We start from the raw sequence: 24,928 nt of genomic DNA, 5'->3' as shown, positions 1-24,928 counted from the left end.
TGGCAAAAACGACTCTTTCCACACAATACTTCAACAAAAACGGCACCGCCTCAGAGGCATTTAATCACTCCGGAGTTCTATCATACTAGCCCCCTGACCTTACGATCCACCTAACCTGTCATGACCTAAGCTATCAGGTGGCTGATAAGGTGCTAAATAATTGCCGTATTATTCAATAAATAACCTGCCTTTGGACGATATTACTTTACATCGTGTTAGAAATAATTAGACACTGAAATCAAGGCTATCAAACGATCCTGTTGAACAGGAAGAACCGATGCCTGACGCAGTGAATAATAACAACATATTAGCCGCTGTTTTGTAGCTGATTACAAAGTTCAATGTAAGGATTACCAGCTACTGGTACAGCCATAATGGAGGTTGCACCATGATATTAAGTCATTTTTGGGGACTTCTCTCTCGTCCCGAAGAAGAGTGGAGCATTATTCGAGAGCACCCTCCCGGTATTCTTCGCCTCTACCTGGGTCAGGTCATCTGGCTGGCGGCCCTGCCAGCCATATGTACTTATCTGGGAACGACTCGAACCGGTTGGACAGTCCCCGGCAGTGATCAGGTCATCAAGTTAACAGAAGCCAGTGCTGCTTACATGGCATTTTTTGCCTGGCTGGCCATACTGGCCGGTGTTGCTGTTATGGGTGCATTCATCCAATGGATGGCAGAAACCTTTGGCAGCAAGCCCACCATGACACAGAGTGTTGCATTTAGCTGCTACACAGCTGCACCACTCTTCCTGGCGGGCTTCTGCGGACTTTATCCCTCTATCTGGTTGACTATCGTCGCAGGCACCATTGCCACTTCCTGCTCTGCATGGATGTTGTATTCTGGTCTGCCAACCTTTATGCGAATACCCAAAGAGCAGGGATTTGTCTATGCCAGCTCAGTGCTTTGTATCGGGCTGGTTGTTTTGGTCTCTATTATGATCACCACTGTTATTTTCTGGGGCATGGGTGTAGGCCCTGAATACATTCAAGCTCACTAAAACTTCAGCGTCAGGCCAGATGAATTAAGTCATATCATCTGGAAGCGACGCCCTGAACCCTGTCTGATTATTCCAATAAGCAAGCTGTACAGATACAATTTCCCTGATCTATCCTCTGGAAAGTTTTTCAAATCAGTTAGTTTATGTCGAATACACAATGTCTCTATTTGCCTGCCATTGAGTTACGGGTCAGTGAGCTTTACTGCCTGGCTGAGCGGCACTTTCTTAAACAATTTCCGCGTCCACAGATCAGCCTCAATTTAAGAGGTGAAACCGCCGGTCAGGCTTGGACAGAAAAAAACCTGTTACGCCTCAACAAGCAACTATTTAAAGAAAACCAGGAGCATTTTCTGACGCATACCGTGGGCCATGAAGTCGCACACCTCATTGCTCACCAACTGTTTGGCAGAAAAATCCGTCCCCATGGCAGGGAGTGGCAATGGATTATGGAAGAGGTTTTCAGACTGCCGGCCCGTAGAACGCACAGCTACAACACCAGCAATACCAGTAAAAGGCCATTTTTGTATAGTTGCAGCTGTAAAGGAAAGACCATCCCACTCAGTACCATCCGCCATAACAGGGCAGTAAAAGGTACCGTCTATCTCTGTACCCAGTGCCGGGAACCTTTGAAGTTCGTTGAGAGAATCAGCGTTTGAGAACCTGTACTTCAGTGGCAATTTAAGAGTGGTGAAACCACTCTTTTTTGAGAGGGAACTTCTCTTATCACGAAGCAATAATTGCACGGCTGGTTAACCCGGCATCCAATGCTACCATCACCTTCTGAACAGGTTCTTCAGTTAACTTCTCGCCAGTCCAATAATCGCGCCAATACACCGGCTGATCGGAGGTCAATGCCACCTCCCTGGCGTTCTCGTTGTAGTTGAATAAACAGTGCAGCTTTTTACCCTCTGTTAAAGCAAGAGAAGCATGATGTAAAGACAGTGAAGTAAATTGGGCGGCGTCCTGACTGTAACGATGGCGCAGTATCAATTTGCTTAATGTCTTTTTAGCAAAGGGAGTGAGATCAGGCAGCGGATCGCCCGAAAGCAAAAGCCCACCGCTGGCAAGTAAGACATTACGATGAAAGTCGTAATTACAACGATCCGTTGATTGATTAGCAAGCGAAACAAATGTGCCGCAATCAGGATCGATTTGCCACAATTTACGATGCTGCCAACTACGATAGAAGGTTTCTTTTGCAATTTGCTCAAACCGCTGAGCGTTCCGCTCCACATCGTCAGAGACTCTCATGGCATCTACAAGTCCCAGAGATGGCCACATGGGTGCGTTACACCCGAGTAACAAAGCATTTTGAGCGCCTTCCGCTATTGCCTCCATCCCCATTCGGTAAGCCTGCACTCCGGTGACGCCTCTCTGATAACGTTTTCCTTTAAGCGCTCCCCAATAATTGGCATCGAGTTTAAACAGCTCGACACCCCACTCTTCTCGCATGGTTCTGACCAGGTGAGTTAAATGAGCTAGTACTTCGGGGTTGGATGTATCCAGTACATACCAGGGGGTACAACGCCAGCCTCCGTACGTCACATCTTCGGCTTTGAGGAGATCACCGTTATGATGGCGGACAAACCATGATGGATTCTGTTCAAACAGTTGCGACTCAGGCTGAGCAATAAAAGGAGCAAGCCAAATCGCCGGTTTTTTTCCTTTGCGCCTGATATCCGCAATTAATTCTTTCACTCCTCCGGAAAATTTATCCGAAGGAGACAACCAGTCGCCCATAAACGCCTGATAACCATCATCCAGCAGCACCCACTCCAGGCTACCAAGATCACCTGCCATTAGATTGAGATTCTGGCGAATGTTGTCTCCGGTGACATCAGCATAATAGGCATACCAAGAGCACCAGCCGATGGGTGCTGGTTGCCCGACGCCTGCCCTTGCGGGGTGATGCTGAGCGATCAACTTTGCGTATTGTTGATACAGCTGAGATAAAGAATCTCCACTTAGCACAACGACTGACTCCAGCTCTTTGCTGCCAGAGTCCCGAGGAGAAGTTCCTTCCCCATCAATGCATGCCGATATCATAATACCGCTCTCACCATTGACTACTTCGAAGTAGCCCGCATAGCGATAACAGCGGGTAAAACCAAACAAGGTATACTCCGCTGAACCTTCAATAATCAGGTAGTTGTAATAACGCTTTCTCTGCTGTTCCCCATAAATCCGATAACTACTGTCGTTATCCGGGCATCGACCAACATCGACCGGCTTGTCAAACGTCCCTGTGGTTTGTGCCAGCATTTGAAAGCCATCACCCAGCAAAGTCGCACTGAACTCAAAATCAAACTCACTGGTAAATAGCTGGTAATTGTCTGGTATTGGATTGTCATGCAAACCGTTATAACAAAAGGTCACTTCATTTTCACAAATGTTATCCAGCAAGTCTGGATTATTCACTGTGAGCTCTCTGTGACACGGCAAATGAATGGTATGAGACATATGAACCTGTTTAAAGCTGGCAAAAAACCCATAGCGTCATTTGACGAGCTCCCATGCTCAAGCTTAGAAACAAATACTCAAATCAAACAGTCGAAACAACAAACCCGGATATCAACTCAACGAAAGTTTGCCCATATTTTTCCAGCTTGTATTCACCCACCCCTGAAATATGAGACAGAGTCTCCAGACTGGTAGGTTTAACATTAAGCATTTCATAGAGGGTTTTGTCATTGAAAATGACATAAGCAGGGACACCCTGCTCTTCTGCCAGCTCTTTACGGCGGGTTCTCATCGCCTCCCATAGCGGACGATCATGGTCTTCAATAATGACCCGGCCCTGATCCACACTTCGGGTTTTGCGTGCAGCTGTTTCAGTCGCGTATTCGAAACGATCCTGACGGAGTAATAAACGCTCATTGCCTTTGAGCAGGGGACGGCACTTTTCATTCAGTTTGAGTGCGCCATGCCCTTCTACATCAACATTGATAAATCCCCTGGCCACCAGCTGCCGAAAGACCGAACGCCACTCGCTCTGTTTAAATTCACTGCCGATACCAAAGGTGCTTATCCGGCGGTGACCAAACTGGCCGACTTTGGCGGTTTCTTTGCCAATCAGCACGTCAACCAGGTGCGAGACACCAAACATCTGCCCCGTTCGATAAACGCAGGAGAGTGCTTTTCTGGCGGCTTCTGTCCCATCCCAGGTGGCCACCGGCTCCAGGCAAAGGTCACAGTTGCCACACTTTTCTTCCAGGGGCTCGCCAAAATATTCCAACAGCACCTGACGGCGACAACCCGTTACCTCACAGAGGGACAACATGGCTTCCAGTTTCTGCTGTTCTATTCGCTGAATTTCAGGGGCAGCCGTAGAATTCGACTGGATCTGCCTGAGCAACATAACATCCTGGAGGCCGTAAACCATCCAGGCGGTAGCCGGAAGCCCATCACGACCGGCCCGACCGGTTTCCTGATAATAAGCTTCAATGCTTCTTGGCAGGTCCAGATGAGCCACAAAGCGAACATCCGGCTTATCAATCCCCATCCCGAAGGCCAGGGTCGCGACCATGATCATGCCGTCTTCGTTGAGAAAGCGGTGTTGATTGTGCTTACGATCCTGGGCTGTCATACCACCGTGATAAGGCAAGGCTTTTCGACCCTGGGCATTCAGCCAGGCCGCGGTATCCTCCACCCGTTTTCTGGAAAGACAGTAGACTATGCCTGAATCTTCGGGGTGCTCTTTTTCCAGAAATCTCAGTAACTGTTGCTTACCCTGCTTCTTCTGGCTGATGCGGTAAAAAATGTTGGCCCGGTTAAAGCTGTCGACAAATACCCTGGCCTGCTCCAGACCCAGACGGTCGATGATTTCCTGACGGGTTCGTTTGTCTGCCGTGGCGGTCAGGGCAATTCTGGGAACCATTGGAAAGCGTGCTTTCAGCACCGAGAGCTGTAAATATTCGGGCCTGAAATCATGTCCCCATTGAGAGACACAATGCGCCTCGTCAATGGCAAACAGGGCAATTCGTATCTGATCCAGCTTCCTCAACATCATTTCAGACATCAGACGCTCGGGAGCGACATAAAGCAGATCAAGATGCCCGGTGAACAGTTCCTGTTCGATTCGATACTGCTCTTCCATGGCAACACCTGAGTGAAGGCTCTCAGCTCGAATACCTATCTGCTTGAGATTACGGATCTGATCTTCCATCAAAGCAATCAGAGGGGAGACAACAATGGCGGTACCCGCCATAACCAGGGCCGGTACCTGATAGCAAAGCGATTTACCACCGCCGGTAGGCATTAGAACCAGCGCATCACGCCCTTCTGTGACCTCCCTGATGACCTCTCCCTGAAAACCACGAAAAGATTCGAATCCGAAAGTATTTTGCAGAACATCCAGAGCAGGATCAGTCATTACAGCCCAGCGCACATTTAAACGACAATAATTAATTGAATAAGAAAAGACGAGTCAGTATAGCACCAAACGGGCACATGGCTTCAAAGAGTTTGGCTCTTTTGAATTTGAAATGGATAGACAGGAATCTTTCAGAAAACTGCTGTAAACTTCCCAACCTCAATTCATACCGGATTTTCTTTAAATGCAGGACATCTGTTCTACTCTTGAGCCGCTGCTGGACAGGTATGCGGATGAAGAAGGTTTTACCTTCCACGCCATCCATGGCTTTTGTACCGCCATGACCATCGTCCCCTTCGAATTGAAGACAGATGAGCGTAATGAGATTCTGTTTGGAGTTCCTGTCACACTCACCAGACAGGACTCAATCCTGCTGGAACAGGCGCTTGATCAGTTGTCACGGGCAATCGATCGACAGTTCAATGAAGAAGAGGGCTTTGAGCTCTCCTGCGAGGAATTTGCCGACCCGGATGATGAAGACCTGATGGACTGGTGCTGCGGTTTTCTCCAGGCTCATATCATGACAGAAGAAAAGTGGTTCCGGGACAATGAACAGGAAGTCAGTGAATTGCTGCTACCGGTCATGCTGGGCTCCGGACTGTTTGACGATGAGCCTGAGTTTGAAGCCATCCTGGAAGATGAGCAGCTGACTGAAGATATGTGCAGCCAGATACCGGAAGTGTTGATGGAACTTTATCTGCTGTTTAACTCTCCAGAGGAAGCCAGCAGCAAGCCACCCAGCAAAGCATCAAAACCTGCCCGCAAAGGTTCACCCCGCAAGCGCCACTGAACATCGACCGCACTGCTCAACAATTCTGTGAGCAGTGCTTTCTGTCATATTAATCGGTGAGCTACTCCAGAAGAGCTACTCCAGAAGAGCTATGCCAGAAATATGACACCCTTTAACGAGAATTCTCTGCCAGCCGCAACAATTACCGACTCAATGGAAAAAGCCACATAGCCATTTATACTGCAAGAATCAGGGAAGATTCTCAGGAGAGAGGTTGTGGGCAATCCGATCAATAACAGCGGGGCTTCTTCAGTAAGCCATTCTCAAACAACAGGCGCTGATTCACAGAATTCGATTACCAAGACAGTCAAGGTCAATGGCAAACTCTACAATTGCAGTGCTTCGAAAGTCTGGGGATTAAGAGTTGCTCGTGAGGTTCTCGGTGTTCACGGTTTGGTTAAACCCGTCTATGACCACTTCCATAGCAAGCTGCATGAACATCGCGCTGACCATGCAACGAATCCATCAAAACCGCCTTCAACACCCCTTTCGGAAAGGAATGCCCGCCCTCTGCCCAAGCTCCCCAACAAAATGAGTGAGCAACCCGAAACGACCCGTTCAAAACCCGCTGACACACCACTTGCAGTTAGAAACAGCACTCCGGAAACCCCACCAACTAAAGCCCTGTCCGTTCCTGAAATCATTGATGGCATAGACTATGGCAAATTTGATGATGATTCTGGTTTCTCACTCAGCAACTTCTCAGACGCCGTCCGGCAGCTCCCCACTTCGGATATCAAGGATTTAATATCAAAACTTAGCCAAAACCAAGACGATAGCTACAGCACAGTCAAGCAAGAAGTACGAGAAATTTATGCCGAAAGAAAAGTCACCGAAAAGATGAAAAACTTTAACGGTGACGTAAAGGGTTTAAAAGAAGAACTTGCCACACATTACGCAAAAGCCCCCATGCTCGCGGCTGCGATGGGCGCAGAGGTAGATCGTCAACTGAATATTCAGGAAAGCCCTGACTCCCGATCCCGCGAACTTAAAGAACTGACTCCGTCCTTGCAGGGTGTGTATGGCTCGAACAATGGGTCCCAACTGACATTTGGCTCTTATGAGGGAGCTCCACTTAAACTGGATCAGACATTCCCCTTCCAGCCTGACGACCCTGTCATTACAAAGCAATTCAGCGATATTCAAAAAGACAGCCCAGATATACAAAGTAAATTCGATCAAGACCCTGCTTTCAAAGCTCAAGCACAGCCAAAATTCAAAAACATCTTTCAGAGCGATAAAGGCAAAGCATTCGCACCGGGAGCTCCCTATCATGCCGCCAAAGTTGACCTGCCTGGTGGCAGCTTTATCGCCAGTCAGGGACCGGTTGAAAAGACAGAAACCAACTTCATTAAGATGCTGGCCCATCATCGTCCTGCCGTTTCAGTCTCTCTTGTTAACGCCAAGGAACTGCAAGATCCGAAAATTTCCGGGCAGAGAATTAATAAGTGTTCTATTGAAGTAGGCCCGAAGAATGTGGGTGAAGAAAAAGACTACGGCGGCGTTAAGGTTAGACTGGATGGGCAGTATTCGTTTGATAATGATAACGTCACCGTCAAACAATTCTCCGTTAATGGAGAAACACAGTTCAGGGTTTACGACAAAGGCTGGGCAGACCATTCTGCCGGCAACCCGGAAAGACTGGCAAAACTGTCGGTACTGGTTGAAAAGTTACGTCAGCATCCCTCTGTTGCAGCCAGGTCAGACAACCCCACCGTCGTCAACTGCAATGCGGGGGTCGGCAGAACCGGAACTTTCGTAACGATTGATAACAGCCTTAGGCAGTACCAAAAGACAGGAAAAGTTCCACAAGATTTCACTCAAACCATTGCTACCGCCCGTGAGGTCAGAAACAAATTCGTGCAAACAGCAGGACAGCTCAATACCGTCACGGCGGTTCACGGACAGTTCACACCATTGTTTGATCCACTGCTGAAAGAAGCAGGGCTGACCGTTGCTACACCTGCAGAACCCCCTGTTAGCCGCCAAAAAGCCCCGGACCCTGAAGATAACGGACTGGGGTACGGTTCAGAAGCCTATGCCACCGTTGACAGGGAAAAGCTAAAAGCGGCCCAAATCAGAAGAGACAATGAGAACGACCTTTACGTCAATACCCGTTTTGCAAAGACAAGTGAGACTGCTGTTGAAAAGGCTCCGGACTTACCGCCCTCACCACCCGTGCCTGCGAAGAGATCGAAATACAATGGCCCTAAAAATGCTGACCAACTGCTGAATAAAATTACTGGAGGCGGGTACGGAAATACAATACAAACATTCGATGCCAGGAAACTGACCACTGAACTGACCCATGTCTTGCGTCAGGCAGATCAGGAGCAACTGAATGAGATTGTTAATTACACCGAGACCTTAAAGGCAAACAGTGATTGGCATCAGGTAGGCGAGATCATGGAAGAAGCCATCAAAAACCACAGACGCCCGCGCAACCTTCCAAGAGGATAAGTTCGCAGCTGATTGATTTTCTCAATACAAAAATACCGGCATCCGCCGGTATTTTTGTATCTGCCTGTGCAATCAGTTGGAAGGAATCCCATCCAGGGCATCAATAACATCTTCCAGCTCAGCGATGGTCTGCCGGATCAGTTGCTTGTATTGAGAGGAGTCCAGCTTCTGCACTTCGCCCTTGAGATGATTGCGGGCACCATCAATGGTAAAACGTTTGTCGTAGAGTAAGCTGCGAATTTGCCGAATGAGCAACACATCCTGACGCCGATAGTAACGGCGATTCCCACGCCTGACCGGTTTTAGCTGCGAAAACTCCTGCTCCCAGTATCGAAGGACATGGGATTTCACCTGACACAAGTCGCTGACTTCACCGATGGTGAAGTAACGCTTGCCGGGAATGACAGGGAGATCACTCTTCCTGAGCTCTGTTTCCTGCATAAGCCTCAACTCGTGACCTGAGTTTCTGGCCAGGCCTGAAAGTCACCACCCTGCGAGGAGAAATGGGAATCTCTTCGCCGGTTTTAGGGTTTCGGCCGGGCCGCTGACTTTTGTCGCGCAGTTCAAAGTTACCGAAGCCGGATAACTTGACCTGTTCATTATTCTCCAGTGCCAGACGAATCTGTTCGAAAAATTGCTCGACCATATCCTTGGCTTCGCGCTTGTTCAAACCGAGTTCTTCATGAAGACGCTCGGCTATATCCGCTTTAGTCAGAGCTCCCATGGATAACTTCCGCTCTCTTATAACCGGGGCTGCGAACTGTTGAAAGCCTGCTCAGAAAGCAGGCCCGAAACAGACCGCTCGCATTGGCTGATTAGCTACGGAGACTGGCACCCAATTCCGATTCCAGCCGACTTACGATGCTGTCAATCAAACGATTAACTTCTTCGTCTTTTAGAGTGCGGGAAGCGTGCTGCAAGGTCAAGCCCAAAGCGAGACTCTTGTGACCTTCTGCAATGCCTTTTCCGGCATAAACATCAAAAATACGAACATCTTTCAACAGTTCAGAGGCTTCTTCCCGAATGACCTGGTTGAGACTGTCAGCAGCCACTTCCTCCCTGACAAGCAAGGCCAGGTCACGACGAACTTCAGGGAATTTGGACAGTGGTGTGAACTCTGTCACCTTACCCTGGCTCACTGCTTCCAGACTGGCTTCAAACAGGAGCACGGCACCGTTCAAATCCAACGATTTCGCCAGACTTGGGTGCAGAGCGCCTAAGTGACCAATGACCTTATCATCACGAATCAGCGCTGCACACTGACCTGGGTGCATGGCATCGTGACTGGCTTTTTCGAAACGGAAATCCCCTGCCGCACCACCGAGTGCCAGCAGAGCTTCTACATCCCCTTTCAGATCATAGAAATCCACGGGCTCAGCTTTGATCGCCCAGCTTTCAGGATAACGACTGCCGGTAATCACAGCAGCAATCTGGTTTTCCTGTCGCAGAACGCCATCCTCACGAACAAACGTCTGGCCGGTTTCGAACAGACGAACCCGGCTATGCTGACGATTCAAATTGTAACTGACCGTTTTAACCAGACCCGGCAGCAGCGATGTTCGCATGACAGAAAGATCGCTGGCGATGGGGTTCGCCAACGCCACGGGCTCACGCCCCGGATCAAACAGCTGATGCAACTTCGGATCAATAAAGCTGAAAGAGACCGCTTCCTGATAGCCACGCCCCACAAGAATACGACGAATGTCAGATTCTTTAACCTTGTTTTCATCCACCTGCTTAAGCTTCAGAAGCGCCGTTGGAATGGTTTCTGGCAGACGCTCATAACCGTAGATACGACCCAGCTCTTCTACCAGATCTTCTTCTATGGAGATGTCAAAACGCCAGCTTGGCACTGAAACGCTCCACTCACCTTCCGCCGTGGAGTTCATCTCAAGGCCCAGTCGCGTCAGCAAAGCTTCAATCAGATCATTCTCGATAGTAATGCCTAACAGTGAAGCGACTTTCTCAGCCCTCAGATGAACCGTGTTCAGAGCAGGCAGATTGTCTTCACTAACGACCTCAGAAACAGGCCCAGGTTGACCACCGCAGATGCCCAGAATCAGCGCTGTTGCTCTCTCAATCGCCTTACGCTGCAACTGAAAGTCGACACCACGCTCAAAGCGATGAGAAGCATCGGTATGCAGCCCGAAGGAACGGGCTTTACCGGCAATCGTGATGGGGTCAAAGAAAGCGGCTTCCAGCAGGACGTTACGGGTCGTCCCGGAGACACCCGATCCTTCTCCGCCCATCACACCGGCAATGCCCAGGGCCTGCTTCTCATCAGCAATCACCAAAGTCCGGGGGTTCATGCTGACTTCCTGCCCGTCCAGCAGAACCAGCGTCTCCTGTTCATGAGCCATACGAACAATCAGGGAACCATTCAGGGTATCCAGATCATAACCGTGCATAGGCTGACCCAGTTCCAGCATGACATAAGCCGTTACATCGACAACCGGATCAATGGAACGAATACCGGAACGACGCAGGCGCTCAACCATCCACAGAGGGGTAGGCTGAGTGACGTCTACCTCTTTCAGAACACGGGTCAGAAATCGTGGAGCGCCCTCTTTGGATTCCACAGAAACCTTAAAAGTGTCGTCAATGGCCGGAGCGATCGGTTCAACCTGAACTGCGCTGACATCGGCCAGAAAGTTCGCACTGACTTCCCGGGCCAGACCGGCAATGCTCAGGCAGTCGCCACGGTTTGGCGTAAGGTCAACATCAATGATTTTGTCATCAAGGTTCAGATATTCACGGATATCCTGACCCACGGTAGCATCCGCTGGCAGCTCCATCAGGCCGTCAGAAGATTCAGCCATGCCTAGTTCTTCTTCCGCACAGAGCATGCCGAAAGATTCAACACCCCGCAGTTTGGCTTTCTTGATTTTGAAATTGCCCGGCAGAACGGCTCCCACTGTTGCAAAAGGTACACGAATGCCAACACGGGCATTAGGGGCGCCACAAACCACCTGCAATGTTTCTGATCCGGTGCTGACAGAAGTGACACGCAACTTGTCCGCATCCGGGTGTTGTTCACAGGCGATAATTTCACCCACAACCACACCGGAAAACTCTCCCGCTACCGGTTCAACGTCGTCTACTTCCAGACCGGCCATGGTGATTTTGTCCACCAGCTCCTGGGTGCCGGCTTCCAGGGCAACCCACTGACGTAACCATTGTTCACTGAATTTCATAGGTTTTTCTCAACTCCGTTATTCGATCTAGTTCCAATAAAACCGTTAGTTGAACTGGCTCAGGAAGCGCAGGTCGTTATCGAAGAACTGACGCAGGTCGTTTACGCCGTAACGGAGCATGGCAAAACGCTCAACCCCCAGACCGAAGGCAAAGCCTGTGTACTTGCTGGCATCAATACCGGAATATGCAAAGACTCTCGGGTGAACCATACCGCAGCCCAGCACCTCCAACCACTTGATGGAACCGTCTTGGTTGCGTCCCCACTCAATATCGACTTCTGCCGAAGGCTCAGTAAACGGGAAGTAGGAAGGACGGAAGCGGACTTTCAGATCGTCACGCTCAAAGAAAACCCTCAGGAAGTCACTGAGAACGCTCTTCAGGTCAGCAAAACTCACTTTCTCTGCCACGTACAAGCCCTCTACCTGATGAAACATCGGGCTGTGAGTCTGGTCGGAATCGCAACGGTAAACCTTACCGGGACAGACAATGGCAATAGGGGGCTTTTCGTTCGCCTTGCCCAGGGCTTCCATGACACGCACCTGAACCGGAGAGGTGTGGGTTCTCAGAACGGTATTGTCATTGAAGTAAAAAGTATCATGCATGGCACGGGCCGGGTGATGGCCCGGAATATTCAGCGCTTCAAAGTTGTGGTAATCATCTTCGATTTCCGGCCCCTGGGCCACCTCAAAGCCGATGTTGCCAAAGTAATCGGTGATGCGCTCCATGGTGCGTGTTATAGGGTGCACCGTCCCCAGGTTCTGGCTACGGCCGGACAGGGTAACATCAATGGTTTCGCTGGTCAGACGGGCTTCCAGGGCCGCTTTATCCAGACCGTCACGTTTCACGTCCAGGGCCGCCTGAACCTGCTGCTTGGCTTCGTTAATAAAACCACCGGCCTTCGGGCGTTCTTCCGGGGACAGTTTACCCAGACCTTTCAACAGCTGGGTCAGCTCGCCTTTTTTGCCAAGAAACCGTACCCGAACCTGATCCAGATCAGCGGCATTGGCGGCTGACTCAACTTCAGCCAGAGCAGAGACGACTATGGGTGAAACAAGTGCTTCCAGATTCTCCATGGGATTCCTGATAACCGATGCGTAGAGAAAATAAACCGCCAATTCTAGCGGTTGGGGAGGGGTTTGGATAGATGTACTTTTGAGCGGATTTCACCGATGTCGGAAAGCCCTGATATTCATACCGACCGTACCGAATGTAATAACCTATCGGACAAGAAAACTGAACAATGATCTGAAGTACGGTTTACCAAACGAAGAACCCTCGCTCAGAGCGAAGCGAGGGCGGGGAGTGTCAGAGTGATTTTGCATTAAGGGTTGTACAATGAAATATATTCTTTTTTCCCGGGTACTCCAGGCTTGGCTGAACCACTAATAAAAACAAGCCACTTCCTTGTTCTTGCTCATTCAACACTCTATTGGATGCAGTAAAAAAACCAGATAGCCTACGCTGGCTGATTGCTACATAGCGTTTTTCATCGACTCCTGTGCCATGCCCACAGCTCAAGTGACCACTAATCCTGCTAGGAACGTGTTCTGTCGATGACAATGCACTTGCAGTAATCAGCTGATTACTCATGAAATTTTTATTGAAGATATACTCCACCGCAAAAAACGAATCCTCTGGGCTTGCAACATAACCATATGACTGCAATTCACTCCGAAAGGGTGCAGTAATACGTTCTGGAACAGAACACCTTTTATTTAAAGCCTTTGACAGGCTATCCCGCACGGAAGCTTCAAATACACTCGATGATGACAAGCTCTTTGTTTTAACGGTTATTAGCGGATCAGCAGAACATACTGATGTATCCGCATAACACACTGACGCAGCTAAGAAAATTAAAGCGCTAACGATTAGTTTGGAAATCATATCCAGCCTCAGGAAATCACTATGTAGAATGTAGAACTATCATTTGACCTATTTTCAGGTTTTAAGTTCAATGATGTGGCACATAAAAAAAGTCAGGCTTCCGCCCCCATTTATCCGGAGAAAAATTTGCTTTAAACTGCCCACCCTGATTTCAAAACCTCCCGTAATGATCTATGCAATTTTTTGTTAACGACCAGCCCCTGAGTTCAGAAGCCTCTCTGACGCTTGAGCAGCTGCTGGAACAGATCAATCAAACTGACAAGGGCGTAGCACTGGCGATCAACCGACAGATTGTCAGTCGCTCCCGCTGGCCCTGTAAGAGAATAGAAGAAGGTGACCGTATCACCTTGATTAAGGCTACCGCTGGTGGCTGACAGAGCTTAAAAAAATCGCACTTGGAATGACCGACAACTTATCAAACCGCAGGGCTGGTATGCTAACCATTGCTGATAAAACTTTCCATTCTCGTCTGTTTACCGGTACCGGGAAATTCAAGAACAGCCAGACCATGGCTGAAGCCATTAAGGCTTCTGAGAGTGAACTGGTCACCATGGCACTCAAACGAGTGAACCTGAATGATGATCAGGATGATATTCTCTCTCCCCTGACTAAAGCTGGTGTTAACCTCTTACCTAATACCTCCGGAGCCCGCAACGCCAAAGAGGCCGTGTATGCAGCCCAGCTGGCCAGAGAAGCCCTGCAAACCCACTGGCTGAAGCTGGAAATTCACCCGGACCCCAAATATTTGTTGCCTGACCCTATCGAAACACTAAAAGCCTGCGAAAAACTTGTTGAAATGGGATTTACTGTTCTACCTTATGTTCACGCTGATCCTGTCCTGTGCAAAAGACTGGAAGAAGCCGGTGCCTCTGCGGTTATGCCTCTGGGGGCACCCATTGGCAGCAATCTGGGCCTGAAAACTGAAGAGTTTTTGAACATCATCATCGAGCAGAGCCAGGTGCCAGTGGTTGTAGATGCCGGCATTGGCAGCCCTTCCGATGCCGCTAAGGCAATGGAAATCGGAGCGGACGCGGTGCTGGTAAATACAGCCATTGCTGTTTCAAATGACCCGGTAGCCATGGGCACTGCTTTCAAGGAAGCCGTAATAGCAGGCAGACGAGCTTATGAGGCTGGCCTGGGAATACGTTCTCATCAGGCTCATGCAAGCAGCCCTTTAACTGCGTTTCTGGAAGATTTTTAATGTCATTTGTAGACGCGTTTAACCAGTTAAACTGGGATGAAGTCAGAATGAACATCCTTAGCAAAACCGCTACGGATGTAGAAAATGCCCTGATCGCTCGCAGACCGACTCATGATCAGTTTCTGTCACTGATCTCTCCGGCGGCTGAACCTTATCTGGAACGGATGGCACAGAAAAGCATGGCGCTCACCCGCCAGCGCTTTGGTAAAACCATTCAGATGTACATTCCACTTTACCTCTCCAACAAGTGCACCAACATCTGTACCTACTGCGGCTTCAGCCTCGACAACAAGATTCGCCGCAAAACCCTGAGCATGGAAGAGCTTGATCGTGAGCTGCAAGCCATCAAAGCCATGGGGTTTGATCATATCCTGCTGGTGACAGGCGAAGCTCAGGGTACAGTGGGTACCGAATACTTCAAAACCGTGCTGGATAAAGTCAGACTGCACTTTTCTCACATTACGCTGGAAGTACAACCTCTGGAACAGAGCGAATACGAAGAGTTGATGGAACTGGGACTGGACGCCGTTCTGGTTTACCAGGAAACCTACAACCGCATCGCCTATGAGAAATACCACCTGCGCGGCAGCAAGATGAATTTTGACTATCGTCTGGACACTGCTGACAGACTCGGCAAAGCTGGCATCGACAAGATCGGCGTGGGGGCTCTGATCGGTTTGGAAGACTGGCGTACAGATTCCGCCATGGTAGCCGCACACCTCGACTACCTGGAAAAAACTTATTGGCAAACCCGTTACTCCATCTCTTTTCCGAGATTGCGCCCCTGCGAAGGTGAGTTCGAACCTGTTTCCATTATTTCAGACAGACAGCTGCTACAACTGATCTGTGCTTACCGTCTGTTTAAGCCGGAAGCAGAACTATCACTATCCACCCGGGAGTCAGAATCCTTCAGAGACAATGTCTTGCCCTTGGGCATTACGACCATGAGTGCTTTCTCAAGCACTCAGCCGGGCGGCTATGCTGATGGTGCTGTCGAATCCTTGGAGCAGTTCTCAATCGACGACAACCGTCGTCCTGAAGAGGTAGCGGCTGCGATCAAATCGAAAGGTCTGGAAGCGGTCTGGAAGGACTGGGACCGCAGTTATAGTCACTAGCCTTTAAATCAGTGGTTGCCAACGGGCAATCCACCGGATTTTGTTGTTAGATGCCGTGTCAGTTGTTGGGCAGTCTGGACAGGATGAGCTTTAAGGTTTCTTTAATTTCCACATTGTCTGCTTTCAACTCTGCGTTGTCTGCTTTCAGTGCAGCAATATCTCTACCTTGCTGGTCAAAACGTTTGTCTTGCTGGTCAAAACGTTTGTCAATCTGAGCGAACCCCCGGTGCATTTCGGCACGGGTTTTACTGGCGTAGGCGACAATCCCCGTCAGGGTGTCTCGAATATGGTCAAGCTCTGTTTCGGGTGGTTGTTCAGCGTTCAACATGCTGTATTCCTGACAAATGAATGAGAAGGACAGCTTAGCAGACTTTGAGAGATGACACAGAGACACCTCGAACTCTGATCAACAAAGCGCTCCACGAGCACACCCCCATACAATTCAATTTGAAACAAAGAGGTTTTTAAACGCCGTAAACAAAGAAAGCTTCTATCCTGTTAAGTCTAATCTGTCGGGACTGCTGCTATGTCAGAGCGTTTGTACGAAAAAAATCAACTGGGTGTGGGTTTTACTTTTCACAATCCGGTTATCTATCTAAATAGCTGGCTGAACAGCTGGAAAGAAGATAAACCCCTTCTGGACATCGGTTGTGGCCACGGAGTCAATACTCGCGCTGCACTGATCCGTGGAACACAGGTCGTAGCCACTGACATGGATAAGCCAGACTTGTCTGAGTGGCTCAATGACCTGCCGGAGATTCAGCAGCAAGCGGTCACATGCAGAGCAGCAAAACTGCCAGAGAACATGCCATTTGAAGATAATGCCTTTTGCGGGATTCTTTGCGCTGAAGTGTTTCATTTTCTTGCCAATGAAGACGTCACGCCATCCATTGATGAACTATACAGAATTCTTGAGCCGGGAGGCACTCTTCTGCTGACCTGCTGCTCCTGTGACGTTGAAGTGCTGAAAACCACGGGCCTGAGCAGAGAGATACGAGACGGCATAAGAAAATCACCCTTAACCGTGACCTGTCAGCGGGATTATATAAACCTTCTGAAGCAGGCGGCAAAAGCATTTAATTGTCCTGAAATAACCGATCCGGTATTAGCAGCCCATGAAATTAATATCCCTGGAAGAGACTTTTGTTTTTTTACATCTGAACAACTGAAAGTATTAATGGAGCATGCCGGATTCATGATCGAAGTCTGTGAACAGGGTGAGGCTCCACACTACCCGGTATGGAGTCATGGCGACCAGGATCAGGTCCGGATCCTGGCCAGAAAACCGGCTTGATTTGCAGGCTTTGTAGCCCATCGATTCAATTTTTTACGCCCAAGCCGAAATAAACATCAAGTAATAATAGCTACGGTAAGCCCCGCCATGATTGACCCCAGTGAACAATTTAAAGAGTTTTTAAAAGACTTTGGTGAACATATTGGTCACGATCTGAACACGGATGACAATATCTGCACTTTGGTTGACGAGAACGATGATATTGCAGTCATCATGGAGGTTCCTGAAAACAGTGATCTGCTGTTGCTCTATCGAATGCTGACGACAATGCCAACAGATCCTGAGCTACAGGCCGCCAGAGCAATGCAGCTATTATCCCTCAACGGGGCTCCGGATAAACTCAAAGGTGCATGGTTTTATACAGACCCGGATGGAATGGGTTTACACCTTATGACCAGCCATCCTGTCGGCACCCTGTCCCATGAGACTTTCAAAAACCTGGTGTTTGGCTATATAGAGCTCGCCAACACACTTTCTCAGGAACTGGCAGAAGAAGAGCAGGGGTTTGTTCATGAGCCTTCAACGGCAGGGGGGATAGCCGGATGAGAGGAGCAAGTCTGGCAGCAAGCTCAGCTGCCATAAATGCACGAAGATACATAGAGGCAAACGAAAGGAGCGAGAATAAACAACACTCGGATTTAAAGCCCGGCACTCCCAGAATTCGTTATTGTACTGGAAATTTTCCTTCATTAATCGACCCCACTCAGCATCACGTAGGAACACTTGCTCCGGGTAAAGGTACTAACAGACACGCTTGGCGCATGGGAGAGGCCCTGTCTGTCGAGGCAAGAATTGCCGCATACCCTTACAAAAAGTCCATTCATGGCGCTGGGCTGTGTGACAAAAAAATCCTGCATGAAATCAAGTCTTGGGATACTCACCGCCCTCTCGCGCTGGCTGCTGGCAAAGCAGCCGGATTATCAAGCAAAGGAGCCGAAGGCTGTGTTTTCGACAAGAAAACCGGACTCACCGCCTATATTCTCCGTAATCCTGAAACCAGCCCTCCAGAAGTACGTATTGTTTTTGGTAGCTGGGATGCCCTGAAAAAACCGGAAGAGCTTTCCCATACCTCAAGGTTCAAAAAAGCGTTCACCCTCGTTCGCTGGTTACGGAACCTGAGGAACGTCAGGCGGAAAAGTGTGCCTGAAAGCTTCAAACAAGCCAGTGAACTCACCAGGCAGGTTCAGAAGCTGATGCAGAAAAACAGCACCTTTAAAGGCTGGACTCTCAAATTATCGGGCTATGAAAAAGGCGGGGCACAGGCATCATACGCAGCGGTCTCACAAGATAAGGTTTTACCGGCCAGATGCTTTTCCAGTGAGTTCCTTAGCCGCGACATTATTAACTCTTTGGACGAGGACAAACAGCGGGCCGCCAGTGAAGCTATCATTCACTACCAGCCTGTGGAAGACGAGTTCGTTTTACAGCTCGATAAGCATGACAAGTTTTTTCAGAACAAAGTCATCGGAAAACCTGTTGCTATGTATGCCAGAGAATATGAAGAGACTCACTTTCTCTGAATTCAGCTTTAACAAAAAAGGCTTTGACAACACACTGGCCCGATGACTGGCAGAAGAAGGACAGGAGTTAGTTTACCAATCCCCCCAAGAAGGACAGAAAGATGGTAGGAAGCGCTGCCGCAGCAAGCACAGCCGTCAGAGATGCACAAAGACACATGTATGCAGGCAACGACAGAGGTTTTCGAGAATTAGGGCTACGACCAACACCCCCTACGACCCTCCCTCATATTGGGAATTTTTTTTCATTAACTCATCCGCAGCAATCTTCAGTAGGTACTCTTGCTCCGGGCAATGATCCTGTAGATAGATACCGCTGGCAAGTGCAGGACGCCGTGCGTCTCGAGGCAAAGATTGCCGCTTACCCTTACAAACACTCCATAGAAACAGACGGCATACTAGCAGCCTGTCGGACTTAAGCGTCCGTAGCGAGGATTGCAAGAAATTGAGGATAAAAATTTCTGCTTCTGAGGAGAATAGCGAGCTATTTGACGAAGAAGCAGGAATTTTTAGACCAATTTATTGCAACCGCAGTAGGACAGCCTTAAGTCCGACAGGCTGCTAGACGACACAATCCAGGATGAGATCAAGTGCTGGGATACCGAACGCCCTCTTGCATTAGCTGCTGGCGAGGCAGCTGGATTGTCGACCAAAGAATCCAAAGGCTGTATTTTCGACAAGAAAACCGGACTCACCGCCTATGTTCTTCGCAACCCTAAAACCATTCCTCCTGAAGTACGCATTCTTTTTGGTGACAGGAATGGCCTGAAAAAACTGAATGCACCTTCTGATCCTCCAATATACTGCACCCAAGCCGAATCTGATTATGACTCGCGTTCCCAACCGGGAGCCGCAAAAAAGGCCTTTGCAGCGGTCACGGTTCTCCGGATAGACAAAAACGAGTAATATTAAACATCTGCCGAGGTGTCCAAATGTCAGATTTTCAGACCGGAAAACACCTCTGACCGTTCGACCACAAGTGCAAAACCATGAGTTACGACGACCAGGATCTGTTCCTTCAGGAAATGGAGGGAGTGGCTCCCCTGAAAAGCTGCACCAAAGCTGACCTCAAGAAACATCAGACAGCCACTCCCGGTCAAGCCCTGAGGAGGAAGGCTGCCCAGGCTGAACTGAATGACCCTAATTTCTTATCACTGGATAACCCAAAAAGAGTCCAGCCTTACGATCACCTGGAATATAAGCGCTCCGGTGTTCAGGAAGGTGTTTTCAAGAAAATGAGGCTGGGTAAATACGCTATTGAAGCCAGACTCGACCTCTATAATCACACAGCGGCTGAGGCTCGCAAAGCCGTTTTTGACTTCATCAACGACTGCCAGCAACACGAACTTCGTTCGCTCATTATCAATCATGGTCGGGGCTTAGACAGCAATCCCCCCGCCATCATCAAAAGCTACGTCAACACCTGGTTACGGGAAATGGATCAGGTTCTCTGTTTTCATACCGCATTGAAGTTTCATGGCGGCTCTGCGGCGCTTTATGTTTTACTGAGAAAAAGCGAAAGGGAAAAGCTGGAAAACCGGGAGCGTCACTCCAAACGCACCGCCTGATTCTGACACACCTAATAAAACGGGGTTATGGAAAACCATAACCCCGTTAGAAACCGATATGAACCAGACTTAAGCCAGAGAAGCTTTAGCCTTTTCAACCAGCTGACCGAAAACGGCCTTGTCGTGTACCGCCAGATCAGCCAGAACCTTACGGTCGATTTCGATCGCAGACTTCTTCAGACCTGCAATGAAACGGCTGTAGGATAAGCCGTTAGTACGCGCACCGGCGTTGATACGGGCAATCCACAGAGCACGAAACTGACGCTTGCGCTGACGACGGTCGCGGTAAGCGTACTGACCTGCTTTGGTGACAGCCTGCTTGGCTACACGGAATACACGTGAACGTGCTCCGTAGTAGCCTTTAGCGGCCTTAAGAACTTTCTTGTGACGCTTGCGCGCGATTACACCACGTTTTACACGTGCCATGAGCTAACTCTCCGAAAAAAATGATCTAAAAAGCGATTAGTCGCGCAGCATACGCTTAACGAGACCCTGGTCGGCAGGTGTTACCATGGAGGTACCACGCAGCTGACGCTTACGCTTGGTGGTCATCTTGGTCAGGATGTGACTCTTGAAGGCACCCTTACGCTTGTAACCGCTAGCGGTTTTCTTGAAACGCTTGGCGGCACCACTGTTGGTTTTCATTTTTGGCATGAAAAAGCACTCCGCATTCGCGACGACCTACCCTTCTAATTAATGATTCTCATCAACGAGAGAGGCGCCCGTTTCAGGGCCAGGAGGTGTCGGGATATTAAAAATAAAAGCGACTGTCGTTCATCCAGAACGAGAAAAAACCGGCCACTGAGAAAGCAACCGATTTTTCACAAACGAATCACTTCTTCTTTTTCGGAGCAATCACCATGATCAGTTGACGGCCTTCCATTTTCGGACGCTGTTCAACGGTACCGATTTCTTCCAGATCTTTTTCAACCCGGTTCATCAGTTCCATGCCCAGCTGCTGGTGAGCCATCTCACGACCACGGTAGCGGAGGGAAACCTTCGCCTTATTGCCCTCTGTCAGGAAACGTACCAGGTTGCGCAGTTTTACCTGGTAATCCCCTTCCTCTGTGCCCGGGCGAAACTTGACTTCTTTCACCTGGGTCTGAACCTGTTTCTTCTTGGCTGCGGCTTTCTGCTTCTTTTGTTCGTATTGATGCTTGCCGTAGTCAAGGATCTTACAGACTGGCGGTTCGCTGGTTGCATTAATTTCAACCAGATCCAGCCCTGCTTCCTGGGCCATGGACAAAGCGTCACGGGTATCAACTACCCCTACCTGAGAACCATCGGCTCCAATCAGTCGGACTTCTTTGGCACGGATATTCTCATTGATCGGCGCTTTCTGCGGGCGACGATCGCGGAAGCTGTTACGTCTGATGGGTGTATCTCCTGTAAAGGCGGCCTGTGCGAAAGGGCTTGTCGTCATTAAATATTGAGCTCGACAAGCCTATAACAGATTGATTACGCAGTACGGCCACGCTTGCTGACATCCGCTGCAAGGTGCTCCATGAATGCCTCTACAGGCATGGTACCCAGGTCTTCACCAGTGCGGGTACGCACAGCAACGGTTCTGTTTTCCATTTCCTTATCGCCAACAACCAGCAGATAAGGCACCTTATTTAAGGTATGCTCGCGGATTTTAAAGCCGATCTTCTCGTTTCTCAAGTCCGCTTTTACCCTAACGCCCTTTTCCAGCAACATTTTTTCCAGTTCTGCCGTATAAGAAGCCTGTCTGTCAGTAATATTGAGAATGGCAACCTGCCTGGGAGCCAGCCAGGGAGGCATAGCTCCTTCATAATGCTCAATGAGTATTCCGATGAAGCGTTCAAACGAGCCGAGAATCGCTCTGTGCAACATGACCGGTGTTTTTCGTTCACCGCTTTCATCGACATATTCAGCACCCAGACGGCCAGGCATCGAGAAATCCACCTGAATCGTGCCACACTGCCATACCCGGCCAATGCAGTCTTTAAGGGAAAATTCGATTTTAGGTCCGTAGAAAGCACCTTCACCCGGCAGCTCTTCCCAGGGCAACTCCTGTGCATTCAAAGCATCGGCCAGGGCTTTTTCGGCTTTATCCCAAATTTCGTCCGAACCTACTCGCTTTTCAGGACGGGTAGACAGCTTGTAGAGCATGTTGTCACGACTGAAGCCAAAGTCCTCGTAGACTTCATGGAGAAAGTCGATAAAGGCGGCCACTTCCGACTGAATCTGATCTTCCGTCGCGAAAATATGGGCATCATCCTGAACAAAGCCTCGAACACGCATGATTCCGTGCAGCGCACCGGATGGCTCGTTACGGTGACAGGAGCCAAATTCCGCCAGTCGCAATGGCAGATCACGGTAGCTCTTCAGGCCCTGATTGAAGACCTGAACGTGGCATGGGCAGTTCATGGGCTTAACAGCAATGTCACGCTCTTCCGAGTTAGTGGTAAACATGTCGTCCTGGAACTTGTCCCAGTGACCGGACTTTTCCCAGAGAGAGCGATCCACCAGCTGCGGAGTTTTGATCTCTTTATAGCCGTGTATTATCTGTTTCTTACGCATGTACTGTTCCAATTCCTGGTAAATAGCCCAGCCATTGGGATGCCAGAACACCATACCTGGTGCTTCTTCCTGCATATGGAACAGATCCAGCTTCTTACCCAATTTTCGGTGGTCACGCTTCTCAGCTTCTTCCAGACGCTGGAGATAAGCTTTCAGGGCTTTCTTGTCTTCCCAGGCAGTACCGTAGATACGGGTCAGCATTTCGTTACTGGAATCACCACGCCAGTAGGCACCGGCCACACGCATCAGTTTGAAGGCTTTCAGCCTGCCTGTTGAAGGAACGTGTGGGCCACGGCAGAGGTCCATCCACTCACCCTGACGATAAACGGAGATCACTTCACTTTCCGGCAGGTCATTAATGATCTCGACCTTGTACTCTTCACCCATGGCCCTGAAAGCATTGATGGCTTCGTCACGAGTCATGACGACTCGCTCAATGTTCAGATCCTGCTTTGCCAGCTCAGCCATTCGCTTTTCAATCTTCTCCAGGTCTTCGAGGTTAAATGCCCGCTCGTAGGAGAAGTCATAATAAAAGCCATTATCAATCACAGGACCAATGGTGACCTGGGCCCCCGGATACAGATCTTGGGTAGCCATAGCCAACAGGTGAGCCGTTGAGTGACGAATCACCTCAACACCTTCTTCGTCACGGGAAGTGATAATGGACAACTCAGAGTCGTCCGTGATTTTGGTGCTGGCGTCCACCAGCTCACCATTGATACGACCCGCCAGAGTCGCTTTGGCCAGGCCCGGACCAATATCCTGGGCTACTTCCATTACAGAAACGGCGTCAGCAAACTCGCGCTTGCTGCCGTCGGGAAGCGTAATTACAGGCATGAGGAGATATTCCTTAATTTTTTGCCGCCAGGGCTTTTGCCACTATTGGCATTATGTTCATCTTCAGTGGCAACCTGTACCGAAGGCTGCTTGCTCATCGTTCTTGCCAGCCCATACCAGAGGCTGAGAACTTCTGTACCAGTGGCAACCCATACCAGGGGATGCTTGGATTTTCTCACCGATTGAAAGGAGAAAATCTTGGGACATATACATGCAGTTAGCAAAGAAAAGCCAACTTAGGGTTATTGTGGTTTTTTCAAAGCCTGTGTCAAGTCAGAAAAATTATAACCTTGACAGGGCTCGTGGCACCTAACCGCTGTTTTGCGGATAAAGGGTATAAAGGTCACAAAATTCATGAAGCCGGTCACTCGACAAAGGTTTACATTAGCGGACAAAAAAGAAGTGTTAAAACCTGGTCAATAAAAAATCATTCCGAATCCAGTTTAATACAATTCACTGAATAAATTGCAATTCTTCAGGTTCTACTAACTATACTCCGGCTTTCATGCAGCAGGATGGAATATGAAAGATCTAATCAGAATTACTGTTTTTTTTGCAGTTATTATGAGCTTCATGACTACAAATGCTTATTCTTATAATTTTTCGCTGCATTATACAAGTAAGCTAGAGGATGAAAATGCTGTTGAGTACATATGCATTCTGGACATTAATTCGGAAGACATTAGTTTTTTACTTTTAGCCGGAGCTGCGGCCGGCTCTGTGCTACCTAAGTTGTCGCCAAAATTTCGCCCATTAAATAGCTTCTCTACGGCACTAATTATTGGCTCAATCTATATTTTCGACAATATGTGGCTACTAGGTTGTTGCCGTGCCGGAATTGAGACAACCTCCTTGATTGAGGTCGCGGGTGCTTTACCTCTCAGCTTTGCAACAGTGTATCTATACAAGGAATGTTTCATAAGATGAGGTCGTAACCAGGTGCGCTCCAGGCGTCACCCGGAACCACTTGATGATCCAAGCCGCCATGCGGCAAAAAAACTCTCATTATCGTCTAATCATTCCCGATACCACATCAGTTCTGATGTGTTTGAATGATACACAAGCTCCTGGAAACAGTTTGTGTGCCAGGAAAGAGCCCACCGCGTCTCCTTCCAGAAGTGTGTACAGAGCATTCTTTACTCCGCCAAGCC

Annotated in this window: 26 protein-coding genes; 14 read left to right on the top strand and 12 right to left on the bottom strand. The window is 49.1% G+C overall.

The features are described from left to right. Positions 1 to 388 precede the first annotated feature (388 nt). A complete protein-coding gene (locus KBW69_RS08110; protein ID WP_257253254.1) occupies positions 389 to 1,000 on the top strand; it encodes a Yip1 family protein in 612 nt (203 codons plus the stop codon). Positions 1,001 to 1,143: 143 nt separating this feature from the next. Continuing rightward, complete coding sequence (locus KBW69_RS23695) at positions 1,144 to 1,656, top strand: SprT family zinc-dependent metalloprotease (RefSeq protein WP_257288636.1); 513 nt, start codon at positions 1,144 to 1,146, stop codon at positions 1,654 to 1,656. A gap of 67 nt (positions 1,657 to 1,723) precedes the next feature. Here KBW69_RS23695 and KBW69_RS08100 read toward each other — a convergent pair whose 3' ends face one another. Together KBW69_RS08100 and recQ are read right to left on the bottom strand one after the other, a co-directional pair. Further along, positions 1,724 to 3,418 carry an alpha-galactosidase gene (locus KBW69_RS08100; RefSeq protein ID WP_257280566.1) on the bottom strand — a complete coding sequence of 565 codons (1,695 nt, stop codon included), beginning with the start codon at positions 3,416 to 3,418 and terminating at the stop codon, positions 1,724 to 1,726. Positions 3,419 to 3,542: 124 nt separating this feature from the next. Continuing rightward, entirely contained in the window at positions 3,543 to 5,372 is a 1,830-nt protein-coding gene (recQ, locus tag KBW69_RS08095; RefSeq protein WP_257280565.1) for a DNA helicase RecQ, read from the bottom strand. Positions 5,373 to 5,556: 184 nt separating this feature from the next. On the opposite strand from recQ, the gene KBW69_RS08090 reads away from it, so the two are divergent. Both KBW69_RS08090 and KBW69_RS08085 read left to right on the top strand, forming a co-directional pair. Next, positions 5,557 to 6,162 (top strand): YecA family protein, encoded by a 606-nt coding sequence (locus KBW69_RS08090; protein ID WP_257280564.1) that lies wholly within the window; start codon positions 5,557 to 5,559, stop codon positions 6,160 to 6,162. A gap of 216 nt (positions 6,163 to 6,378) precedes the next feature. After that, positions 6,379 to 8,622 carry a tyrosine-protein phosphatase gene (locus tag KBW69_RS08085; protein ID WP_257280563.1) on the top strand — a complete coding sequence of 748 codons (2,244 nt, stop codon included), beginning with the start codon at positions 6,379 to 6,381 and terminating at the stop codon, positions 8,620 to 8,622. A 72-nt stretch (positions 8,623 to 8,694) separates the two neighbouring features. Here the strand turns inward: KBW69_RS08085 and KBW69_RS08080 are convergent, their stop codons facing one another. The 5 genes from KBW69_RS08080 to KBW69_RS08060 form a co-directional block, all read right to left on the bottom strand. Continuing rightward, the gene (locus KBW69_RS08080; protein ID WP_257254362.1) at positions 8,695 to 9,063 is read right to left on the bottom strand and encodes a MerR family transcriptional regulator; all 369 of its coding nucleotides are present in this window, start codon (positions 9,061 to 9,063) and stop codon (positions 8,695 to 8,697) included. Then, the gene (gene ihfA, locus KBW69_RS08075; RefSeq protein ID WP_257254363.1) at positions 9,035 to 9,346 is read right to left on the bottom strand and encodes an integration host factor subunit alpha; all 312 of its coding nucleotides are present in this window, start codon (positions 9,344 to 9,346) and stop codon (positions 9,035 to 9,037) included. Before ihfA ends, KBW69_RS08080 begins: the two co-directional genes overlap by 29 nt. 91 nt (positions 9,347 to 9,437) lie before the next feature. Next, positions 9,438 to 11,816 carry a phenylalanine--tRNA ligase subunit beta gene (gene pheT, locus KBW69_RS08070; protein WP_257280562.1) on the bottom strand — a complete coding sequence of 793 codons (2,379 nt, stop codon included), beginning with the start codon at positions 11,814 to 11,816 and terminating at the stop codon, positions 9,438 to 9,440. Positions 11,817 to 11,861: 45 nt separating this feature from the next. After that, a complete protein-coding gene (locus KBW69_RS08065; protein ID WP_257254365.1) occupies positions 11,862 to 12,890 on the bottom strand; it encodes a phenylalanine--tRNA ligase subunit alpha in 1,029 nt (342 codons plus the stop codon). Between the two features lie 232 nt (positions 12,891 to 13,122). After that, positions 13,123 to 13,701 (bottom strand): hypothetical protein, encoded by a 579-nt coding sequence (locus KBW69_RS08060; protein WP_257254366.1) that lies wholly within the window; start codon positions 13,699 to 13,701, stop codon positions 13,123 to 13,125. A 173-nt stretch (positions 13,702 to 13,874) separates the two neighbouring features. Here KBW69_RS08060 and thiS point away from each other — a divergent pair, with 173 nt between their 5' ends. From thiS to thiH, 3 genes are read left to right on the top strand one after another with little or no spacing between them, the layout of a single operon-like run. Then, on the top strand, positions 13,875 to 14,075 hold the full coding sequence (thiS, locus tag KBW69_RS08055) for a sulfur carrier protein ThiS (protein WP_257254367.1): 201 nt from the start codon (positions 13,875 to 13,877) through the stop codon (positions 14,073 to 14,075). Positions 14,076 to 14,134: 59 nt separating this feature from the next. Continuing rightward, positions 14,135 to 14,902: a thiazole synthase gene (locus KBW69_RS08050; protein ID WP_257254368.1), complete on the top strand. Its 768-nt coding sequence runs from the start codon at positions 14,135 to 14,137 to the stop codon at positions 14,900 to 14,902. Then, on the top strand, positions 14,902 to 16,017 hold the full coding sequence (thiH, locus tag KBW69_RS08045; RefSeq protein ID WP_257254369.1) for a 2-iminoacetate synthase ThiH: 1,116 nt from the start codon (positions 14,902 to 14,904) through the stop codon (positions 16,015 to 16,017). The genes KBW69_RS08050 and thiH overlap by 1 nt, the downstream gene beginning before the upstream one ends. Before the next feature lie 58 nt (positions 16,018 to 16,075). On the opposite strand, the gene KBW69_RS08040 is transcribed toward thiH, so the two are convergent. Continuing rightward, positions 16,076 to 16,345: a hypothetical protein gene (locus KBW69_RS08040; RefSeq protein ID WP_257254370.1), complete on the bottom strand. Its 270-nt coding sequence runs from the start codon at positions 16,343 to 16,345 to the stop codon at positions 16,076 to 16,078. Positions 16,346 to 16,543: 198 nt separating this feature from the next. Here KBW69_RS08040 and KBW69_RS08035 point away from each other — a divergent pair, with 198 nt between their 5' ends. The 6 genes from KBW69_RS08035 to smrA all read left to right on the top strand — a co-directional run bounded on the left by KBW69_RS08035 (position 16,544) and on the right by smrA (position 20,396). Continuing rightward, positions 16,544 to 17,311 (top strand): class I SAM-dependent methyltransferase, encoded by a 768-nt coding sequence (locus KBW69_RS08035; RefSeq protein ID WP_257254371.1) that lies wholly within the window; start codon positions 16,544 to 16,546, stop codon positions 17,309 to 17,311. Positions 17,312 to 17,398: 87 nt separating this feature from the next. Then, on the top strand, positions 17,399 to 17,857 hold the full coding sequence (locus KBW69_RS08030) for a type III secretion system chaperone (protein WP_257280561.1): 459 nt from the start codon (positions 17,399 to 17,401) through the stop codon (positions 17,855 to 17,857). Continuing rightward, the gene (locus KBW69_RS08025) at positions 17,854 to 18,831 is read left to right on the top strand and encodes a hypothetical protein (RefSeq protein WP_257280560.1); all 978 of its coding nucleotides are present in this window, start codon (positions 17,854 to 17,856) and stop codon (positions 18,829 to 18,831) included. Before KBW69_RS08030 ends, KBW69_RS08025 begins: the two co-directional genes overlap by 4 nt. A 101-nt stretch (positions 18,832 to 18,932) precedes the next feature. Continuing rightward, positions 18,933 to 19,247 (top strand): hypothetical protein, encoded by a 315-nt coding sequence (locus tag KBW69_RS08020; protein WP_257280559.1) that lies wholly within the window; start codon positions 18,933 to 18,935, stop codon positions 19,245 to 19,247. Between the two features lie 223 nt (positions 19,248 to 19,470). Beyond that, positions 19,471 to 19,734, top strand: coding sequence for a hypothetical protein (locus KBW69_RS08015; RefSeq protein ID WP_257280558.1), 264 nt, complete (start codon positions 19,471 to 19,473; stop codon positions 19,732 to 19,734). A gap of 83 nt (positions 19,735 to 19,817) precedes the next feature. Further along, positions 19,818 to 20,396 (top strand): DNA endonuclease SmrA, encoded by a 579-nt coding sequence (smrA, locus tag KBW69_RS08010; RefSeq protein WP_257254375.1) that lies wholly within the window; start codon positions 19,818 to 19,820, stop codon positions 20,394 to 20,396. 69 nt (positions 20,397 to 20,465) lie between these two features. Here smrA and rplT read toward each other — a convergent pair whose 3' ends face one another. The 4 genes from rplT to thrS all read right to left on the bottom strand — a co-directional run bounded on the left by rplT (position 20,466) and on the right by thrS (position 23,777). Further along, positions 20,466 to 20,822: a 50S ribosomal protein L20 gene (gene rplT, locus KBW69_RS08005; RefSeq protein ID WP_257254376.1), complete on the bottom strand. Its 357-nt coding sequence runs from the start codon at positions 20,820 to 20,822 to the stop codon at positions 20,466 to 20,468. Positions 20,823 to 20,858: 36 nt separating this feature from the next. Next, positions 20,859 to 21,050: a 50S ribosomal protein L35 gene (gene rpmI / locus KBW69_RS08000; RefSeq protein WP_034837404.1), complete on the bottom strand. Its 192-nt coding sequence runs from the start codon at positions 21,048 to 21,050 to the stop codon at positions 20,859 to 20,861. 178 nt (positions 21,051 to 21,228) lie between these two features. Next, positions 21,229 to 21,819 (bottom strand): translation initiation factor IF-3, encoded by a 591-nt coding sequence (gene infC / locus KBW69_RS07995; protein ID WP_257254377.1) that lies wholly within the window; start codon positions 21,817 to 21,819, stop codon positions 21,229 to 21,231. Between the two features lie 35 nt (positions 21,820 to 21,854). Then, positions 21,855 to 23,777 carry a threonine--tRNA ligase gene (gene thrS, locus KBW69_RS07990; RefSeq protein WP_257254378.1) on the bottom strand — a complete coding sequence of 641 codons (1,923 nt, stop codon included), beginning with the start codon at positions 23,775 to 23,777 and terminating at the stop codon, positions 21,855 to 21,857. A 522-nt stretch (positions 23,778 to 24,299) separates the two neighbouring features. Between thrS and KBW69_RS07985 the strand changes: the two genes are divergently transcribed. Further along, positions 24,300 to 24,704 carry a hypothetical protein gene (locus KBW69_RS07985; protein WP_257254380.1) on the top strand — a complete coding sequence of 135 codons (405 nt, stop codon included), beginning with the start codon at positions 24,300 to 24,302 and terminating at the stop codon, positions 24,702 to 24,704. Positions 24,705 to 24,928: the final 224 nt, after the last annotated feature.

It is taken from the genome of Endozoicomonas sp. ISHI1, from assembly GCF_024606225.1.
In the GTDB taxonomy this organism is placed as follows: domain Bacteria; phylum Pseudomonadota; class Gammaproteobacteria; order Pseudomonadales; family Endozoicomonadaceae; genus Endozoicomonas_A.
This window is presented reverse-complemented; position numbering and strand designations above follow the sequence as displayed.

Bases quoted from the DNA above. Each gene is read 5' to 3' on its own strand.
- thrS (WP_257254378.1), bottom strand. From the start codon at position 23,777: ATGCCTGTAATTACGCTTCCCGACGGCAGCAAGCGCGAGTTTGCTGAC.
- KBW69_RS08110 (WP_257253254.1), top strand. From the start codon at position 389: ATGATATTAAGTCATTTTTGGGGACTTCTCTCTCGTCCCGAAGAAGAG.
- KBW69_RS08020 (WP_257280559.1), top strand. From the start codon at position 18,933: ATGGTAGGAAGCGCTGCCGCAGCAAGCACAGCCGTCAGAGATGCACAA.
- KBW69_RS08025 (WP_257280560.1), top strand. From the start codon at position 17,854: ATGAGAGGAGCAAGTCTGGCAGCAAGCTCAGCTGCCATAAATGCACGA.
- smrA (WP_257254375.1), top strand. From the start codon at position 19,818: ATGAGTTACGACGACCAGGATCTGTTCCTTCAGGAAATGGAGGGAGTG.
- thiH (WP_257254369.1), top strand. From the start codon at position 14,902: ATGTCATTTGTAGACGCGTTTAACCAGTTAAACTGGGATGAAGTCAGA.
- KBW69_RS07985 (WP_257254380.1), top strand. From the start codon at position 24,300: ATGAAAGATCTAATCAGAATTACTGTTTTTTTTGCAGTTATTATGAGC.
- rpmI (WP_034837404.1), bottom strand. From the start codon at position 21,050: ATGCCAAAAATGAAAACCAACAGTGGTGCCGCCAAGCGTTTCAAGAAA.
- ihfA (WP_257254363.1), bottom strand. From the start codon at position 9,346: ATGGGAGCTCTGACTAAAGCGGATATAGCCGAGCGTCTTCATGAAGAA.
- KBW69_RS08090 (WP_257280564.1), top strand. From the start codon at position 5,557: ATGCAGGACATCTGTTCTACTCTTGAGCCGCTGCTGGACAGGTATGCG.
- rplT (WP_257254376.1), bottom strand. From the start codon at position 20,822: ATGGCACGTGTAAAACGTGGTGTAATCGCGCGCAAGCGTCACAAGAAA.
- pheT (WP_257280562.1), bottom strand. From the start codon at position 11,816: ATGAAATTCAGTGAACAATGGTTACGTCAGTGGGTTGCCCTGGAAGCC.
- KBW69_RS08060 (WP_257254366.1), bottom strand. From the start codon at position 13,701: ATGATTTCCAAACTAATCGTTAGCGCTTTAATTTTCTTAGCTGCGTCA.
- KBW69_RS08080 (WP_257254362.1), bottom strand. From the start codon at position 9,063: ATGCAGGAAACAGAGCTCAGGAAGAGTGATCTCCCTGTCATTCCCGGC.
- KBW69_RS08065 (WP_257254365.1), bottom strand. From the start codon at position 12,890: ATGGAGAATCTGGAAGCACTTGTTTCACCCATAGTCGTCTCTGCTCTG.
- infC (WP_257254377.1), bottom strand. From the start codon at position 21,819: ATGACGACAAGCCCTTTCGCACAGGCCGCCTTTACAGGAGATACACCC.
- recQ (WP_257280565.1), bottom strand. From the start codon at position 5,372: ATGACTGATCCTGCTCTGGATGTTCTGCAAAATACTTTCGGATTCGAA.
- thiS (WP_257254367.1), top strand. From the start codon at position 13,875: ATGCAATTTTTTGTTAACGACCAGCCCCTGAGTTCAGAAGCCTCTCTG.
- KBW69_RS08040 (WP_257254370.1), bottom strand. From the start codon at position 16,345: ATGTTGAACGCTGAACAACCACCCGAAACAGAGCTTGACCATATTCGA.
- KBW69_RS08035 (WP_257254371.1), top strand. From the start codon at position 16,544: ATGTCAGAGCGTTTGTACGAAAAAAATCAACTGGGTGTGGGTTTTACT.
- KBW69_RS08030 (WP_257280561.1), top strand. From the start codon at position 17,399: ATGATTGACCCCAGTGAACAATTTAAAGAGTTTTTAAAAGACTTTGGT.
- KBW69_RS23695 (WP_257288636.1), top strand. From the start codon at position 1,144: ATGTCGAATACACAATGTCTCTATTTGCCTGCCATTGAGTTACGGGTC.
- KBW69_RS08050 (WP_257254368.1), top strand. From the start codon at position 14,135: ATGCTAACCATTGCTGATAAAACTTTCCATTCTCGTCTGTTTACCGGT.